The sequence below is a fragment of the Aureimonas ureilytica genome (assembly GCF_001475935.1).
GTDB classification, from domain to species: Bacteria; Pseudomonadota; Alphaproteobacteria; order Rhizobiales; family Rhizobiaceae; genus Aureimonas; species Aureimonas ureilytica_A.
Genome location: NZ_LDQA01000028.1, coordinates 229,824 through 244,757, shown reverse-complemented (window position 1 = coordinate 244,757; position 14,934 = coordinate 229,824). Strand labels below are relative to the sequence as shown.

Sequence of the window (14,934 nt, the reverse complement as noted above, 5' to 3'; positions counted from 1 at the left end):
GAGACGCGCGCGCTCTTGGCCCGCTCATCGGAAGGCTGCTAAAGCCTTCTGGCCTATCAAAAGGGAGGCAGGAATGAGCGACGGCATGATCGACAAGCGCCTTCTGCGCCGGCGCATGATGGCGCTGCGCGATGCGATGCCCGCTAGCGCACGCATCGAGGCCTCGCTCGCGATCGCCGATCACGCCGATGCGGCCCTGCATTTCGAGCCGGGAACGGTCATCGGCGGCTTTCTGCCCATCGGCTCCGAGATCGACGCCCGCCCGCTCATGGCTCGGTTGCAGGATCGTGGCGCGCGTCTGGCGCTGCCCTGTATCGTGGCAGGTGATCTCGTGTTCCGCGAACTCGTGCGCGGCGCGCCGCTCGTGCCGCAGGGCTTCGGCACGCACGGGCCGGGCGAGGACGCGCCGGACCTCAACCCCACCCTTCTTCTCGTGCCCTTGCTCGCCTTCGACCGGCGCGGCGGGCGCATCGGCTATGGCAAGGGCTTCTACGACCGCGCCATCGCGCGCCTTGCCCCCGTGGAGACTTGGGGCCTCGCCTTCGACGTGCAGGAAGTGCCCGCCGTGCCGATGACGGCGGGGGATCGGTTCCTGGATCGGATCGTCAGGGAAAGCGGAGTTCTGGACCCCAGCGCATCGGCTTCTGGCTGACCAGCCGGGGCGCGTCAGGCTTCGGCGCGCCGAAGATCTGCGTCCAATAGGCCGGGCCGCCCTCGCGCAGACGTCCGCCCGCGAAGCCGATTTCGGTGACGTTGGGGTTGAGGAGGTTCTTACGGTGGCCGGGCGAGTTGATCCAGCCGACCATGGCCGCGCCGTAATCGGCATAGTTGCGCCCGATATTCTCGGCCACCGTGCTCCATTGGTAGCCGAAGCGCGCGACGCGCCCCGGCAGCGCGCCGGCCACCTGATGGTCCATCTTGTTGCGCTCGGCCATGGCGGCCGTCTGCCAGGCGGCGGCTTGCATCAGCTTCTCGTTGATGCGCAGCGGCTTCACGCCGTTCTTGGCGCGGAAATCATTGACGAGGGCCAGCGCTTGGTCGCGCCCGATGGCGGCCGGCTGCGTCTGGCTGGTGTCCACCGGCTTGGCGGTGACGCAGCCCGAAAGGGCGAGGCCGCTCAGGAGCACGGCGATCACAGGCAGGGAGAAACGGGTCGTCACGCAAATTCTCTTTCATGCCCGAAGGGGCGTCGCCCCGGTGATGAATCCGCCGGGATGGTTTTCGTCAAAAATCATTCCCCCTTTGCCCGATCCTGCGCTAGCTGATCGAGTATCGGGAAATCGGAGCGTGCTCATGATCGAGCTGTACACCTGGACCACGCCGAACGGCGAAAAGCCTGCGATCATGCTGGAGGAGTGCGGGCTCGACTACGACCTGCGCCTCGTCGATATTTCGACCGGACAACAAAAAGAATCCGGCTTTCTTGCGATCAATCCGAACGGGCGCATTCCCGCCATCGTGGATCGCGAGGCGGGAGAGGGGCACCGGGTCTTCGAGTCCGGCGCGATCCTCGTGCATCTTGCCGAAAAGACCGGCCGATTTTTGGCCGCGTCCGGCCCCGCACGATCGGAAGCCTTCGCCTGGACCTTCTTTCAGGCCGGCGGCACAGGCCCGATGATCGGGCAGATCCATTATTTCAAGAATGCCGAGGAGCGCAGCGATTTCGCGATCCGCCGCTTCGAGCGCGAAAGCGAGCGGCTGCTGGGTGTTCTCGATGCGAGATTGTCGCAGGCCGACTATCTCGCCGGAGACTATTCCATCGCCGACATGATGAACTGGAGCTGGGCCCGCTCGGGCCTGCGCGACCTCGACGCCGCTTCGCGCTTTCCCGCGCTCGCCGCTTGGGTCGAGCGCGTCGGTGCGCGGCCGGCCGTGAAGGCGGCTCTCGCCCGATTGCAGGATGCCAAGCTCGCTGCCGCCGAAAGGGCGTCCAACGCATGAGATTTCTGTTTCTGGGTGACATGGTTGGCCGCACCGGCCGCATGGCGGTTTTCGAAAAGCTTCCGGGGCTGATCGCCGACTGGAAGCTCGATTTCACGGTCGTGAACGGCGAGAATGCAGCCGGCGGCTTCGGCGTCACGGAAGATATTTTCGAGGACACGATCAGCGCGGGCGCCGATGTCATGACGACCGGCAACCATGTCTTCGACCAGCGCGAGGCCCTGGTCTTCGCCGCGCGGCAGGACCGTTTCCTGCGCCCGGCCAATTATCCGCCCGGCACACCCGGCAAGGGCTCGGGCTTTTATGAGGCGCGCAACGGCGCTCGCGTGCTCGTCGCCAATCTCATGGGCCGCGCCTTCATGCACCCCGAACTGGACGACCCGTTCCGCGCGGCGGGCGAGATCGTCTCGGCCTGTCCGCTCGGCGAGCAAGCCGACGCCATCATCATCGACATGCACGCCGAGGCGACGAGCGAAAAGCTCGCCATGGGCCATTATCTCGACGGGCGCGTGTCGGTCGTGGTGGGCACGCATACGCATGTCCCGACGGGCGATCACCAGATCCTCGTCAACGGCACGGCCTATCAATCGGATGCCGGCATGTGCGGTGACTATGATTCGTCGCTCGGCATGGAAAAGGAAGAGCCGCTGAACCGCTTTCTGACGCGCATTCCGCGCGGGCGCTTCGAGGCGGCGAGCGGCCCGGCGACGATCTGCGGCCTCGCGGTGGAGATTTCCGACCGCACGGGGCTTGCCGAAAAGGTTTCGGCCGTGCGGATCGGGCCGAGGCTCGAAGAGGTCGTCCCCAGCTTCTGGTAGCCAAGCGGCAGCCCTTGGGCGGGAGCGCCCTATTGGCGCCCCGAACGCCGTGTCTTGTGCAATGCGGGACAGAGGCGCGGCAGCGCCCGTACGTTTTGTGGCCGGGGGTCTATGCCATTCAAACGTCGTCATCATGTCGTGGGTCTGTTGCTGGCTGGGGTCGGGTTCGCGACCTCGACCCCCGGCGCGCTGCATCTGCATCTCCATCCCGGCGCCAAGCTCCGCCCGTCCGCCGTCGTGCAACTCGATGACGATGTGGACCGCGAGCCGGGAGCGGCTTTGTTCGAGCGGGACCGCGAAGAGCGGGACGATGATCCCAACGCCCGCGAAACCGAAGGGTGACGGGCAGGCGACCTCAAACTGCCCTGCTGGGCTGTACGAATCCGCCGCTGTTTCTCGGGCACTGGCCTCCGCGTCCCGTCGAGCGAACCCGGCTCCGCGTTGACGCCTTGCCCGTCTCAGTCTTCGTCGCCGCTTTCGAACAGACTCGACTGCACGCCCTGATAGGTCGCCGGGACCGCCAGCCCGAGATGCCGGAAAGCGTGCTGGGTCAGGAGGCGTCCGCGCGGGGTGCGCTGGATGAAGCCCTGTTGAAGAAGATAGGGCTCCACGATGTCCTCGATCGCGTCGCGCGGTTCCGACAGGGCAGCAGCGATGGTCTCGATGCCGACCGGGCCGCCGCCGAAATTCAGGGCGATCAGGTCGAGATAGCGCCGGTCGAGCTGGTCGAGCCCGAGCGAATCCACGTCCAGCCGCGTGAGCGCCTCGTCGGCGGTGCGCCGGTCCACGATCTCGGCGCCGGCCATGGTTGCGAAATCGCGCACGCGGCGCAGCAGACGGCCGGCGATGCGGGGCGTTCCGCGCGCGCGCCGCGCGATCTCCCGCGCGCCGTCCTCGCTCATGGGAAGGCTCATCAGCCGCGCGCCGCGCTTCACGATATGTTCGAGCTCGTCCACCGTGTAGAAGTTCAGGCGGACGGGAATGCCGAAGCGATCGCGTAAGGGCGTGGTCAGAAGGCCGAGACGCGTCGTCGCCGCCACCAGCGTGAATTTCGACAGATCGATCTTCACCGAGCGTGCCGCCGGCCCTTCACCGATAATGAGATCGAGCTGGAAATCCTCCATGGCGGGATAAAGGATTTCTTCCACGGCCGGACTCAGCCGGTGAATCTCGTCGATGAAGAGAACGTCTCGCTCTTCGAGATTGGTCAGAAGCGCGGCGAGGTCGCCCGCCTTGGCGATGACCGGGCCGGAGGTTGAGCGAAAATTGACGCCGAGTTCCTTGGCCATGATCTGCGCCAGCGTCGTCTTGCCCAGGCCCGGCGGGCCGACGAAGAGCACGTGATCGAGCGCCTCGCCGCGCGTCTTGGCCGCTTCGATGAAGATCTTCAGGTTGGCGCGCGCCGCCGCCTGCCCGACGAAATCGTCCAGCCGCTGCGGCCGCAGCGTGCTATCGACGTCTTCGCCGCGCTTTTCGGGAGTGATCAGGCGGTTGTCGCTCATGGGTCGGGTCCGTTCCGCCTCGGCCTGAAGGGTAGGGCGGGCTTGCGATGAGGGCATGTCCGGGCGGGCGGTAGGACCCCGCCATCGGATCATGCGGTAAAATCAAAGGCCCCGGATCGCTCCGGTCAACCGGCGCCCTAGCGGCTGAGCGCCTTCAGGCCGAGCCGGATCAGGGAGGTGGAGGCTGCGCCCTCGCCGGCTTCCCTGAGGGCCGTCGCGATGGCGCTCGCCGCCTGCTCGCGCGAATAGCCGAGATTGACCAGCGCCGACACCGCATCCGCCACGGGGGCGGGCGCGACACCCTCGCCGATCTCGCGCTTGAGGCCGAGCGACTCCTCACCCGCCGCGCCCGAAAAGGCCGGCACCTTGTCCTTGAGTTCGGCGACGATGCGCGCGGCGACCTTCGGCCCGACGCCCGGCGCGCGCGAGACGGTCGCGCGGTCCTGCAAGGCGACGGCATTGGCGAGGTCGCCCGGCGTCAGCGTGCCGACGACCGCCAGCGCCACCTTGGCGCCGACACCCTGCACGCTCTGGAGCAGGCGGAACCATTCGCGTTCGGCCTTGGTGGCGAAACCATAGAGGCGGATCATGTCCTCGCGCACATAGGTTTCAATGAAGAGTTCGGCCGCCTCGCCGCGCCCAGGCAGTTGCGCCAGCGTGCGCGCGCCGCAAAACGCCACATAACCGACACCGTGCACGTCCACCGTCACGCTTTCCTCATCCGCTTCGTCCACGGTGCCTTTGAGCTTGCCGATCAAGGATGCGTCTCCGGGCAGATGATGGTGAGGTCGGGAAAATAGGCGCGGTAGCGGCTGGCATCGCGCGTCAGGAGGCGATGACCGGCGGTTTGGGCATGAGCGCCGATCAGGAAGTCGGGCAGGGTGCGGTCGCGTCGTCCGCCGCGTCGGCGGTAAAGCGTTTGAGCCTGCCCTGCGGGATAGGCGGCTTCGAACGGGAAGGGCTCATAGACGAAGCCGAAGGGACGCAGAATGGTCACGAGCATCTGTTCGTCCTGATATGGCTGCGAGATTTCCGCCCAAGCAACGGCACTCATGTAGAGAGGGCCGCGCAGCGCCGCGTCGTGCAGATACGTGGCCGACCAGTCCTGATGCTCCGGCCGGGAGCGCGGATTGAGAATGTCGATCAGGATGTTGGAATCAACGAGGGTCGAGATCGTCACGCGGTCCCCGGATTGTGTCCATGTACTCATCCGTCGTCAGCCCATCGAAATCGCGCGATCCACGCATGGCGGCTATCGCCTTGCTGATTTCTTCCCGACGGCCTTGCGAGTCGTGAACAGCTTCACCTCGCACAAGCTCGACGAAGTCACCGCGATCCACGAAAGCGACTTCGCTCCCAGGACCGATGCTGAGCTTGTCCCGGATCGGCTTGGGGATCGTCACTTGCCCCTTTTCCGTCACGCGCATGATCGACTCTCCGTCGAGTAATACCTTGAGGTATTACCTATAATGGCGGAGTGAACAAGTCAAGAACATCACAGGCCCGCGAAGGCCGCGCGCGCTTGCGCCGACTGGCGATGATGGGTGTGGCAGATGGCGATGGCGAGCGCGTCGGCGGCGTCGTCGCCGTCGAACGTAGCGCGAGGCATCAGCACCTTCACCATCATATGAATCTGCGCCTTTTCACCATGGCCGACGCCGATCACGGCCTTCTTCACGGCATTCGGCGCATATTCGGCGACAGGCAGGCCGGCGAGCGCGGGAACGAGCAGGGCGATGCCGCGTGCCTGACCGAGCTTCAGGGTCGCGACCGCATCCTTGTTGACGAAGGTCTGCTCCACCGCCGCCTCGTCCGGCAGGTGATGATGGATCACGGCCGAGAGCCCATCGTAGAGCTGCCGCAGGCGGGAAGCGAGGTCCATCTTGGCGTCCGACGTGACCGTGCCGCTCGCCACGAAGCGCAGCGAGTTGCCCACCGTTTCCACCACGCCCCAGCCGGTGCGGCGAAGGCCGGGATCGATTCCGATGATCCTGATGGTCCGCTCCTGCAGCATGATCCTGTCTCCGCCTTGCTTAACGGATTCTGGATTTAAAGACAAAGAGTGAACGGATCGAAAACGAAGCGGAACGGCTCCGGGATCAAGTTGCGGTGACGCGCCCTGTTGGGCAGGTCCACCCGTCTCCATCTGACGAACATGATCTCGAAAATCGCTTTGGCGCTCGCTCTCTCTGGCGGGCTTCTTTCCTCACCCGCCCTTGCGCAGGAGAGGCCGCCGGGCTCCGAGCCTTCGGCCGTACCTGCCGATGCGCGAGGCGCTGTGCCGCCGGACCCGTCCGCCCCGAGCTTCGAAGCGGTGCGGATACGGGCCGAGGCGCTCGAGCCGCTCGAAACGCTGCTGATCGCGCAGGGCGGCGAGACCCTGGTCGATCAGGGTTTTCGTGGCAACCGGACCGACCGGGCGACCAACATCAAATCGGCGTCGAAATCCGTCGTCGCCGCACTCGTCGGCATCGCCATCGACAAGGGCGCGATCAAAGGGACGGACCAGCCGATCGCGGATTTTCTGCGGGCCGACTTTCCCGCCGATCCCGATCCGCGCCTGAACCAGATCACGGTCGGCCATCTCCTGTCGATGCAGGCCGGGCTGGAGCGCACTTCGGGCGGGAATTACGGCGCCTGGATTGCCTCGCGCAACTGGGTTCGCGACGCGCTGCGCCGACCCTTCGTCACCGATCCCGGCGGGCCGATGCTTTATTCCACCGGCTCCACCCATCTTCTCTCGGCGATCCTGACCAAGGCCACCGGCCGCTCGACGCTTCAATTGTCGCGCGACTGGCTGGGGCCGGCGGGCGTGCGGGTGAGCGATTGGGAGCGCGATCCGCAAGGCATCTATCTCGGCGGCAACCAGATGGCCATGACGCCGCGCTCGCTTCTGGCCTTCGGCGAACTCTACCGGCGCGGCGGGGTGAACGTGTCCGGCGAGCGAGTCCTGTCGGAGGCGTGGATCGAGCAGAGCTGGACGCCGCGCACCACCTCGCGTTTCCATGACGGGCGCTATGGCTATGGCTGGTTCATCGACCGTTTCGCCGGTCATGACGGCTTCTATGGCTGGGGCTATGGCGGGCAGATGATCTATGTCATCCCCGACCTTCAATTGACCGTCGCCATCACCTCGGACGAAGGCCAGCCCTCGGCGCGCTCGGGCTATGTGGCCGATCTTCATCGGCTCGTGTCGGAGACGATCGTGCCTGCGGCACAAGCGCGGCTCACGCCGACGCCGCCCAAAAGCTGAGCCACGAAAAAGGCCGCGCGGCGTGGAGCCGGCGCGGCCTTTGAACTCGCATGCGGAAGACGTCAGGCGGCGGAGAGCTTCGCCATGACCTCCTCGTCCACTTCGAAATTGGCGTAGACGTTCTGCACGTCGTCATCGTCTTCGAGATTGTTGATGAGGCGCAGGACGCTCTGCGCCTTTTCCTCGTCCACCGGCACGCCGGTCTGCGGACGCCAGATGATCTTGACGCTCTCGGCTTCGCCCAGCGTCTTTTCGAGAGCGGCCGACACGTCGCCGAGATCGGCGAAGGCGGTGAGGATGCGGTGGCCGTCCTCGTCGGACTGAACATCGTCCGCGCCCGCTTCGATCGCCGCTTCCATCACCTTGTCGGCATCGCCGACCTTGGCGGGATAGACGATCTCGCCGATGCGATCCCACAGGAAGGAGACCGAATTGGTTTCGCCGAGCGCACCGCCCGACTTGGTGAAGTAGGAGCGCACATTGGAGGCGGTGCGGTTGCGGTTGTCGGTCAGCGCTTCGACGATGACGGCGACGCCGCCCGGGCCATAGCCCTCGTAGCGGACCTCGTCATAGTTCTCGGTGTCGGCGCCCGAGCCCTTGGAGATGGCGCGCTGGATATTGTCCTTGGGCATGGACTGCGCCTTGGCGTTGTTGATCGCCAGGCGAAGACGCGGGTTCATGTCGGGATCGGGCGTGCCGCTCTTGGCCGCCACCGTGATTTCGCGCGCCAGCTTGGAGAACATCTTGGAGCGCACGGCGTCCTGCCGGCCCTTGCGATGCATGATGTTCTTGAATTGGGAATGACCGGCCATCGGGGCACCTGTCTCGTCAAGATTTCAGATGAATGAAGGTTCTATAGGTTTTCGAGCCGCCATCGTCCAGCTTCGGCAAGAGGCCCGCTCGCGGGAATATGACTTGGCCGGGATATCCCAAGCGATAAGCTCGCAGAAGCAAATGCCTCCGTCCGAAAGGTGACGCGATGCGACGGCTTCTTCTGGCTCTGCCCCTTCTCTGGCTGCCTTCGGGCGCGATGGCTCAAGACCGGGAGGAGACGCCGAGCACCTGCCTTGCCATCGCCAAGCGCGCCGGTGTCCGTTACGCCTCCTTGGACGCGCCTTATCGCCTGGCCGCGCGCGAGCGGGGCGAGGTGCGCATCACCTATGTCCACCACGCGACCTATCTGATCGAGAGCGGGGAGGGGATACGCGTCGCCACCGACTATGCCGGCTTTGCCGGCGAGGGCCGCGTGCCCGACGTCGTGACGATGAACAAGGCGCATTCGACCCACTACACCGAGTTTCCCGACCCCGGCATCGCGACCGTGCTGCGCGGCTGGAACCCGGCCGGCGGGCCGGCCCAGCACAATGTCACGGTGGGGGATGTCCTGATCCGCAACGTGCCGACCGACATCAACCGCTTCGGCACGTTCGAGGCGGACGGCAATTCCATCTTCATCTTCGAGGTGGCGGGCCTGTGCATCGGCCATCTCGGACATCTCCACCATCAGCTGACCGAAGACGATTATGCCGCGATCGGCCGGCTCGACGTGTTGATGGTGCCGGTGGACGGGTCCTGGACCATGAGTCAGAAGGGCATGGGAGAGATCGCCGCGCGGCTCCATTCGTCTGTCGTGCTGCCGATGCACCGCTTCCGGACGCCGATCGAGCGCTTTCTGGAGCAGATCCCGGATTTCGTCGTGGATCGGCGGGCCGAGGATTCGCTGACGCTTTCCGCCCGCACCCTGCCGAAGGCGCCGACCGTGATCTTGCTCAGCGGCGTTTGAGCGCCCCACGAAAAGGCCGGCGGGTGATCTGCCGGCCCCTTTGCCTCGCGGGCCTCGACCTCACTTCTTGAGCGAGGCGGCCTTGTCGTTGACATTGCCGATCTTGAGAAACAGCGTCTCGCCCGAGGACTCGTCCACGCCGTCATTGTCGGTGACGATGGTCATCTCGCCTTGGGCGTCGATGGCCAGACCCTCGACCTTGTCCACGACATAGCCATGGGTCGCCTCGGCGAGGATGGGCACGAGATCGCGCACGGTCTCCTTGCTCACGACGGGCAGCTTGTCGCCGAGCGGGGCGGGCTTCAGTTCCGACAGGGGAACGCGCGTCACGGCCTTGAGCTTGGCCTTGTCGCCGATCTGGTTGTCGCGCTCGATGAAATAGGCATGGTCGCCGTGGACGGTCATCTCCGACAGGCCGTTCCAGGCGCCATCGGCCGGCTTGTCGAGGGGATAGAGCACCGCGCCCCACTCCTTGGTCGCCGGGTCATAGGCAAGAAGCTTGGTCTCGTTCTTGGGATCGTCCTTCCAGGGGCGCTGGATGGCGACTCAGACCTTGCCGTTGGCGAGCGCCACACCCTCCGCGCCGAAGCGCGTCTGCGACTCCAGAAGCTTTTCCGGGAAGGCGATCTCTTCGAGGATGGCGCCCTTGCCGTCCACGTGGAGAAGAAGGTGCGGCACCTCCTTTTCCGGGTTGCCTTCGCTGCCGAGCCAGAAGCCGCCCTTGCCGTCCGGCGTCAGGCTTTCCAGGTCGAGCTTGGCGGCGGGCTTGCCGTCCCGCGTCACGTTCAGGGCCGAGACGATGCGCGCGGGCTTGGTCGCGGCGTCGATCGTGTAGATGCGCGGCATCTTGCCGTAGACGCTATCGCTGACCGACCAGAACTGGTTCGGCTTGCCCTCGATCGCGGCGAGCGCCGAAAGCGCGCCGAAGCCGATCGGGTTGCCGGCCTTGTCGTCGATCGAGACGATGGTCGGATAGGCCTTCTCGCCTTCTGCCCGCTCGTAGATCATGACATGCGAGCGCGCGCCGCCGTCCTTGCCGAGATCGGCCTCGTTGGCGGTGACGAGAAGGTTGCGGGAGGGGATCGTCACCGCGCCTTCGGGCGAGATGCCGGACGGCAGGATCTGCATCAGTTCCGGCGCGGCGCCGGTGTCGCGATAGACGGCGACCACCGAACCGCGCTCGGCCAGAACGAAGAGATAGTCCTGCCCGCCGAACGTGCCCTTGGCGAGACCTTCGGGCTCGATGCCCTTCTTGTCGGCGCGCTTTTCGGGGAAGTGGCCCATGCGCGCGACCTCGCGCTCCAGCGTCGCGCCCGACTCGTAGGACACGCTGCCGTCATGGTTGAAGATGGTGAAGCCGCGCGTGCCGCCCTTCCAGTCGCCCTCGTCGGCGGCGGCAATCCGCCCGTCCTTCAGCCATTTCACGGCGTCGGGCTCGCGCGGGCGCGCCTCGATCTTGCCCGTGAAGTCGAGCTTGCCGTCCTTCTCGGCATCGACGCCTTCCAGCGCCACGCTGCCGGCCGGGAAATGGCCTTTGATCTTGCCGCTCGCCCCGTCCACGATGACGATGTGGTTGTTTTCCTGAAGCGAGACGACGACTTCGTTCTGGTCGTTGATGTCGACGAATTCGGGCTCGGGGTCTTCGGGCGCGATGGCGGCCAGGCCCGTCATGTCGACGCGCCGCAGGTTGGCGCAGTCCGGCGTGCCGTCCTTCAGCGGCACGAGTGCGAGGTATCCGGCCGGCATCTGGGGCAGGGTGCCGTCATTGAGCTTCTCGTCCCGCTCGTTCTCGATCGCGACGGCCGCGAAGCTGCGGTCGGGCGACACGGCGACGCTGTCGGGCTGGCCGCCGAGATCGCAAGCCGCGCCGATCGCATGGCCGGCCAGATCGACCGCGACGAGACGCCCGCTCGGATTGGCCTTGCTCTCCGAGGTGTTGAGCGCCACCAGAACGTTGCCGCGCGCGACCGCCACCGAGGTCGGCTCGCCGTCGAGCTTGAGATAGCCGGCGGGTTTGGGCGCATGGGCGTCCGTGATGTCGATGAAGCCGATGCCGCCATGCGGGCTGTCGGAATAGACGAGGGTCATGCCGTCTTCGGAGGCGGTGACGATCTCGGCCGATGTCGGGAGCTCGCCCGCCGTTTCCTTCGGCAGGTTGGCGGCGACCGGAAAGGCGGCGACGCGGTTGAAGACGGGCTCGGCGAGAGCGGGCAGCGCCGTCGAGGCGAGAAGCGCCAACGAGATGGCAAGACGGGTCGGCATGGGACACTCCGGTTCCGATGGTCTGACGTCCCGCGCGGTCAAGCATCCGGGCATGACGGCGGGGTGACATGTCCATGACGGCGCGATGACAGATGGCCGCCGCGCTGGCATCCCGATCACAAGATCGCTATGAGGCCGGCATGAACGAACAACTTGCAGGCCGGCTCACCGAATTCGGCCACCGCCTCGATGTGCGGGTCTATTTCGAGGACACGGATTTTTCCGGCGTCGTGTACCACGCCCGCTACCTGCATTTTCTGGAGCGCGGGCGCACGGACTATCTTCGCCTGCACGGCATCGGCCATCGCGAGCTGATGGACGGGGCTTTCGGCGAGCCCATGGCCTTTGCCGTCCGGCGCATGGAGATCGAGTTCCTGCGCCCGGCGCGGATCGACGATGTGTTGACCGTCGAGACCCGCACGGCGCTTATGGGCGGCGCTCGCGTGGTTCTCGACCAGCGCATCCTGAAAGGCGAGGAGCTTCTGATCGAGGCGCGGGTGAAGGTCGCCGTGATCTCGCCCGACGGTAAGCCGCGCCGGATGCCGCCGGCGGTGGCCGAGCGCTTGACGCCGGCGCCAAGCACGGGCGAGGCCTGATATCCACGCCGCACTGCGGTAGAAAATTCGGAAGCGCGAGGGGAAATCTGCTATTCCTCACGCCTGCGAAACGAATTGTTAACCCTAACGGTGCTTCATGGGATCGCGGCGAAACCCTTGTCGCGCCATTCTTTTACCGGAATCCCCGGCGAAAGAGCCCTTGGGGAATGGCGCGTCGGGGCCGCTGCCCGTCAGGCCGGCACCGTGCGGGTGCGAAAGGGCGCCGCTGCGCGGACGATCGCCGGCCCCACGAATTCGAGGGACAGAGGAATGAACGACGTCGCACAGACTGCGCTCGCCGCCCATGGCAGCGACATGTCTCTGATGGGACTTTTCTGGCAGGCCGGCTTCGTCGTGAAGTTCGTGATGCTGGGTCTCTTGTCGGCGTCGGTCTGGTCCTGGGCCATCATCTTCGACAAATGGGCGCGGTTCGGCCGCTTCCGCCGCCAGCTCAACACGTTCGAAAGCACCTTCTGGAGCGGCCAGTCGCTGGAAGAGCTGTATCACACCCTGTCCGACCGCAAGACGTCGGGCATGGGCGCGCTGTTCGTCGCCGCCATGCGCGAATGGAAAAAGAGCTTCGAGAAGGGCGCCCGTTCGCCCATCGGCCTTCAGACCCGCATCGAGAAGGCCATGGACGTGACCATGGCGCGCGAGATGGACGAGCTGGAATCGCGCCTGGGCTTCCTGGCCACCGTCGGCTCGGCCTCGCCCTTCATCGGCCTGTTCGGCACGGTGGTCGGCATCATGACGGCCTTCCAGGGCATCGCCGCCTCAGAGCAGACGAGTCTGGCCGTCGTCGCACCCGGTATCGCCGAAGCGCTGCTCGCCACCGCCATCGGCCTCGTCGCCGCGATCCCGGCCGTCATTGCCTACAACAAGCTTTCGGCGGACGCGGGCAAGCTCGGCATGCGGCTCGAAGCCTTCGCGGACGAATTTTCCTCCATCCTGTCGCGTCAGATCGACGAGAAGGCGAGCGCCGGCCGCTGATCGCGCCGCGCCTTTGGCCAGAATAGACGAGGGGATCAGACACTATGGGCATGTCGACGGGCGCCGCATCATCGGGCGGAGGATCACGACGCCGCCGCGGCAAGCGCCGGCAGCCGATGGCCGAAATCAACATGACGCCCATGGTGGATGTCATGCTGGTTCTGCTCATCATCTTCATGGTGGCCGCGCCGCTGATGACCGTCGGCGTGCCGCTGGAACTGCCGAAGACGGCCGCCAAGGCGCTCAGCGCCGACAAGCAGCCCATCACCATCTCGGTGCAGCGCGGCGGCGAAATCTATCTTCAGGAAACCCCGGTCCAGGCGGATGCGGTGGTGGAGCAGCTCAAGGCCATCGCGGAAGCGGGCTATGACGAGCGCATCTTCCTGCGCGCCGATGGCGAGGCGAGTTACGGCACGGTCATGCAGGTCATGGCCCGAATCTCGGCCGCCGGCTTCAAGAATATCGGACTTGTCACATCCCAGGAAAAGGCGGCCTCTCACGCAGGCGCGCCGAAGCCAGGGGCGAAGAGCTGACGCATCATGAAGTCGTCGCTTTCCACCTCCGTTGCGGTCCATGCCCTCGTGCTCACATGGGGGCTCTGGTCGTTGGGCGCGCCCGAAAAGCTGGACATGGGCAGCGAAGCCGTGCCCGTGGAACTGGTGACTGAGGTCAGCCAGTCGATGATCGGCGACGAAAAGGCGCCGCAGACCGACAAGCCGGCGCCCCAGCCGACCAAGACGCCCGAAAAGCTCCCCATGCCGGCCCAGAATGTCGGCGACAACGAAGTCGATCTCCCGACGCCGCCTGCGCCGAAAGCCGCGCCGCGCGAAACGCAGAAGACCAAGGTGGACGACGCGCCGCCGCCCCCGCCGGCCGCCCAGCCGCCCGAGCCCAAGCCTGAGCCGAAGCCGGAACCCAAGCCCGAGCCGAAGCCCGCGCCCGCTCGCGTGCCCGAGCCGACCCCGCCGCCGCCCGAGCCCAAGCCGCCCGAGCCGGAAGAGGATTCGGCCGAGGAGGACACGACGCCCGAGATCGACCCGCTGGCCGCCGAGATCGCCAAGGCTGAGGCCGAAAAGCCGCCCGCGCCCCCTAAGAACGTGCCCGCGCCGCAGGTGAAGCCCAAGCCGCCGGAGCCTGTGAAGGTCGCCGAGACGAAGCCTGAGCCCAAGCCCGAGCCGGTGAAGGAAAAGCCGCCGGAAAAGGCGAAGGCGACCGAGAAGGCGAAGTCCGCCGAGACCTCCAAGGAGAAGGTCAAGGAAGCGAAGAAGCCGGGCAAGAGCAACTCGCAGAACGATCCTCTTGAGGACGCGGTTCTGGCCGCTCTCAAGAACACGCAGGAAACGACTGGCGGCGGTGCCAAGCGGTCGACCCAGCACGCTTCGCTCGGTGGCAAGACGCAGACGGGCGGCACTCTGTCTCAAAGCGAGATGGACGCCCTGCGCGGGCAGATTTCCAAATGCTGGAATCCGCCCGCCGGCAATTCCGACGCCGGGTCCTTCCAGGTGAAGATCTCGATGCAGCTCGATCCGTCCGGCGCGGTGCAGGGCATGCCGCAGATCGAATCCGGCAGCGGTTCGTCCCCGGCCCAGCGCGCGGCGGCCGAGGCGGCGGTTCGCGCGGTTCGCCGCTGCGCACCCTACAACCTGCCGGCCGACAAATACGAGACCTGGTCCGAAGTCACCGTCAATTTCGACCCGAGCCAGATGTTCTAAGCCTCCAATCCCTCGGGACGGTTTCGGCCGTCCTCTCGTCCATCGCTTCCGAGACAACGGGTGCGCCTGACAGCGCG

General features: G+C 66.0%; 17 protein-coding genes and 1 pseudogene. 10 read left to right on the top strand and 8 right to left on the bottom strand.

All coding sequences use genetic code 11. The features are described from left to right. Positions 1–73: 73 nt before the first annotated feature. Positions 74–652 carry a 5-formyltetrahydrofolate cyclo-ligase gene (locus NS365_RS13665; RefSeq protein ID WP_058600824.1) on the top strand — a complete coding sequence of 193 codons (579 nt, stop codon included), beginning with the start codon at positions 74–76 and terminating at the stop codon, positions 650–652. Here the strand turns inward: NS365_RS13665 and NS365_RS13660 are convergent. Continuing rightward, positions 606–1,160, bottom strand: coding sequence for a CAP domain-containing protein (locus NS365_RS13660; RefSeq protein WP_058600823.1), 555 nt, complete (start codon positions 1,158–1,160; stop codon positions 606–608). The two genes, NS365_RS13665 and NS365_RS13660, sit on opposite strands and share 47 nt — an antisense overlap. Positions 1,161–1,293: 133 nt before the next feature. Here NS365_RS13660 and NS365_RS13655 point away from each other — a divergent pair, with 133 nt between their 5' ends. From NS365_RS13655 to NS365_RS13645, 3 genes are all read left to right on the top strand, one after another. After that, complete coding sequence (locus tag NS365_RS13655; RefSeq protein WP_058600822.1) at positions 1,294–1,941, top strand: glutathione S-transferase N-terminal domain-containing protein; 648 nt, start codon at positions 1,294–1,296, stop codon at positions 1,939–1,941. Next, positions 1,938–2,759, top strand: a complete 822-nt coding sequence (locus tag NS365_RS13650) for a TIGR00282 family metallophosphoesterase (RefSeq protein ID WP_058600821.1) — start codon at positions 1,938–1,940, stop codon at positions 2,757–2,759. Before NS365_RS13655 ends, NS365_RS13650 begins: the two co-directional genes overlap by 4 nt. 111 nt (positions 2,760–2,870) lie before the next feature. Further along, positions 2,871–3,101 carry a hypothetical protein gene (locus NS365_RS13645; protein WP_153003770.1) on the top strand — a complete coding sequence of 77 codons (231 nt, stop codon included), beginning with the start codon at positions 2,871–2,873 and terminating at the stop codon, positions 3,099–3,101. 116 nt (positions 3,102–3,217) lie between these two features. Here NS365_RS13645 and ruvB read toward each other — a convergent pair whose 3' ends face one another. From ruvB to ruvC, 5 genes are all read right to left on the bottom strand, one after another. Further along, on the bottom strand, positions 3,218–4,261 hold the full coding sequence (gene ruvB / locus NS365_RS13640; protein ID WP_058600819.1) for a Holliday junction branch migration DNA helicase RuvB: 1,044 nt from the start codon (positions 4,259–4,261) through the stop codon (positions 3,218–3,220). A 137-nt stretch (positions 4,262–4,398) separates the two neighbouring features. After that, a complete protein-coding gene (gene ruvA / locus NS365_RS13635; protein ID WP_058600818.1) occupies positions 4,399–5,019 on the bottom strand; it encodes a Holliday junction branch migration protein RuvA in 621 nt (206 codons plus the stop codon). After that, positions 5,016–5,441, bottom strand: a complete 426-nt coding sequence (locus tag NS365_RS13630; RefSeq protein WP_058600817.1) for a type II toxin-antitoxin system VapC family toxin — start codon at positions 5,439–5,441, stop codon at positions 5,016–5,018. The genes ruvA and NS365_RS13630 overlap by 4 nt, the downstream gene beginning before the upstream one ends. Beyond that, positions 5,419–5,688: an AbrB/MazE/SpoVT family DNA-binding domain-containing protein gene (locus tag NS365_RS13625; protein ID WP_058600816.1), complete on the bottom strand. Its 270-nt coding sequence runs from the start codon at positions 5,686–5,688 to the stop codon at positions 5,419–5,421. The genes NS365_RS13630 and NS365_RS13625 overlap by 23 nt, the downstream gene beginning before the upstream one ends. A 68-nt stretch (positions 5,689–5,756) precedes the next feature. Next, positions 5,757–6,275, bottom strand: coding sequence for a crossover junction endodeoxyribonuclease RuvC (ruvC, locus tag NS365_RS13620; RefSeq protein ID WP_058600815.1), 519 nt, complete (start codon positions 6,273–6,275; stop codon positions 5,757–5,759). 141 nt (positions 6,276–6,416) lie between these two features. On the opposite strand from ruvC, the gene NS365_RS13615 reads away from it, so the two are divergent. Then, positions 6,417–7,514, top strand: a complete 1,098-nt coding sequence (locus NS365_RS13615) for a serine hydrolase domain-containing protein (protein ID WP_153003769.1) — start codon at positions 6,417–6,419, stop codon at positions 7,512–7,514. Between the two features lie 62 nt (positions 7,515–7,576). Here the strand turns inward: NS365_RS13615 and NS365_RS13610 are convergent, their stop codons facing one another. Beyond that, complete coding sequence (locus tag NS365_RS13610) at positions 7,577–8,326, bottom strand: YebC/PmpR family DNA-binding transcriptional regulator (RefSeq protein WP_058600813.1); 750 nt, start codon at positions 8,324–8,326, stop codon at positions 7,577–7,579. Positions 8,327–8,493: 167 nt separating this feature from the next. Between NS365_RS13610 and NS365_RS13605 the strand changes: the two genes are divergently transcribed. After that, positions 8,494–9,297, top strand: coding sequence for an MBL fold metallo-hydrolase (locus NS365_RS13605; RefSeq protein ID WP_058600812.1), 804 nt, complete (start codon positions 8,494–8,496; stop codon positions 9,295–9,297). Positions 9,298–9,357: 60 nt separating this feature from the next. Here NS365_RS13605 and NS365_RS13600 read toward each other — a convergent pair. Further along, positions 9,358–11,559 (bottom strand): annotated as a pseudogene (locus NS365_RS13600) (esterase-like activity of phytase family protein). A 140-nt stretch (positions 11,560–11,699) separates the two neighbouring features. Between NS365_RS13600 and ybgC the strand changes: the two are divergent. The 4 genes from ybgC to NS365_RS13580 all read left to right on the top strand — a co-directional run bounded on the left by ybgC (position 11,700) and on the right by NS365_RS13580 (position 14,857). Next, complete coding sequence (gene ybgC / locus NS365_RS13595) at positions 11,700–12,155, top strand: tol-pal system-associated acyl-CoA thioesterase (protein ID WP_058600950.1); 456 nt, start codon at positions 11,700–11,702, stop codon at positions 12,153–12,155. Positions 12,156–12,425: 270 nt separating this feature from the next. Further along, the gene (gene tolQ / locus NS365_RS13590; protein ID WP_058600811.1) at positions 12,426–13,145 is read left to right on the top strand and encodes a protein TolQ; all 720 of its coding nucleotides are present in this window, start codon (positions 12,426–12,428) and stop codon (positions 13,143–13,145) included. Between the two features lie 44 nt (positions 13,146–13,189). Beyond that, positions 13,190–13,678, top strand: coding sequence for a protein TolR (tolR, locus tag NS365_RS13585; RefSeq protein WP_058600810.1), 489 nt, complete (start codon positions 13,190–13,192; stop codon positions 13,676–13,678). Positions 13,679–13,684: 6 nt separating this feature from the next. After that, positions 13,685–14,857 carry a hypothetical protein gene (locus tag NS365_RS13580; protein ID WP_058600809.1) on the top strand — a complete coding sequence of 391 codons (1,173 nt, stop codon included), beginning with the start codon at positions 13,685–13,687 and terminating at the stop codon, positions 14,855–14,857. The last annotated feature ends 77 nt before the right edge of the window (positions 14,858–14,934 follow it).

Coding starts and splice junctions, on each gene's coding strand:
- ybgC (WP_058600950.1), top strand. CDS start 11,700: ATGAACGAACAACTTGCAGGCCGGCTCACCGAATTCGGCCACCGCCTC.
- NS365_RS13625 (WP_058600816.1), bottom strand. CDS start 5,688: ATGCGCGTGACGGAAAAGGGGCAAGTGACGATCCCCAAGCCGATCCGG.
- NS365_RS13615 (WP_153003769.1), top strand. CDS start 6,417: ATGATCTCGAAAATCGCTTTGGCGCTCGCTCTCTCTGGCGGGCTTCTT.
- NS365_RS13645 (WP_153003770.1), top strand. CDS start 2,871: ATGCCATTCAAACGTCGTCATCATGTCGTGGGTCTGTTGCTGGCTGGG.
- NS365_RS13605 (WP_058600812.1), top strand. CDS start 8,494: ATGCGACGGCTTCTTCTGGCTCTGCCCCTTCTCTGGCTGCCTTCGGGC.
- ruvB (WP_058600819.1), bottom strand. CDS start 4,261: ATGAGCGACAACCGCCTGATCACTCCCGAAAAGCGCGGCGAAGACGTC.
- ruvC (WP_058600815.1), bottom strand. CDS start 6,275: ATGCTGCAGGAGCGGACCATCAGGATCATCGGAATCGATCCCGGCCTT.
- NS365_RS13650 (WP_058600821.1), top strand. CDS start 1,938: ATGAGATTTCTGTTTCTGGGTGACATGGTTGGCCGCACCGGCCGCATG.
- NS365_RS13665 (WP_058600824.1), top strand. CDS start 74: ATGAGCGACGGCATGATCGACAAGCGCCTTCTGCGCCGGCGCATGATG.
- tolR (WP_058600810.1), top strand. CDS start 13,190: ATGGGCATGTCGACGGGCGCCGCATCATCGGGCGGAGGATCACGACGC.
- NS365_RS13610 (WP_058600813.1), bottom strand. CDS start 8,326: ATGGCCGGTCATTCCCAATTCAAGAACATCATGCATCGCAAGGGCCGG.
- NS365_RS13580 (WP_058600809.1), top strand. CDS start 13,685: ATGAAGTCGTCGCTTTCCACCTCCGTTGCGGTCCATGCCCTCGTGCTC.
- NS365_RS13655 (WP_058600822.1), top strand. CDS start 1,294: ATGATCGAGCTGTACACCTGGACCACGCCGAACGGCGAAAAGCCTGCG.
- tolQ (WP_058600811.1), top strand. CDS start 12,426: ATGAACGACGTCGCACAGACTGCGCTCGCCGCCCATGGCAGCGACATG.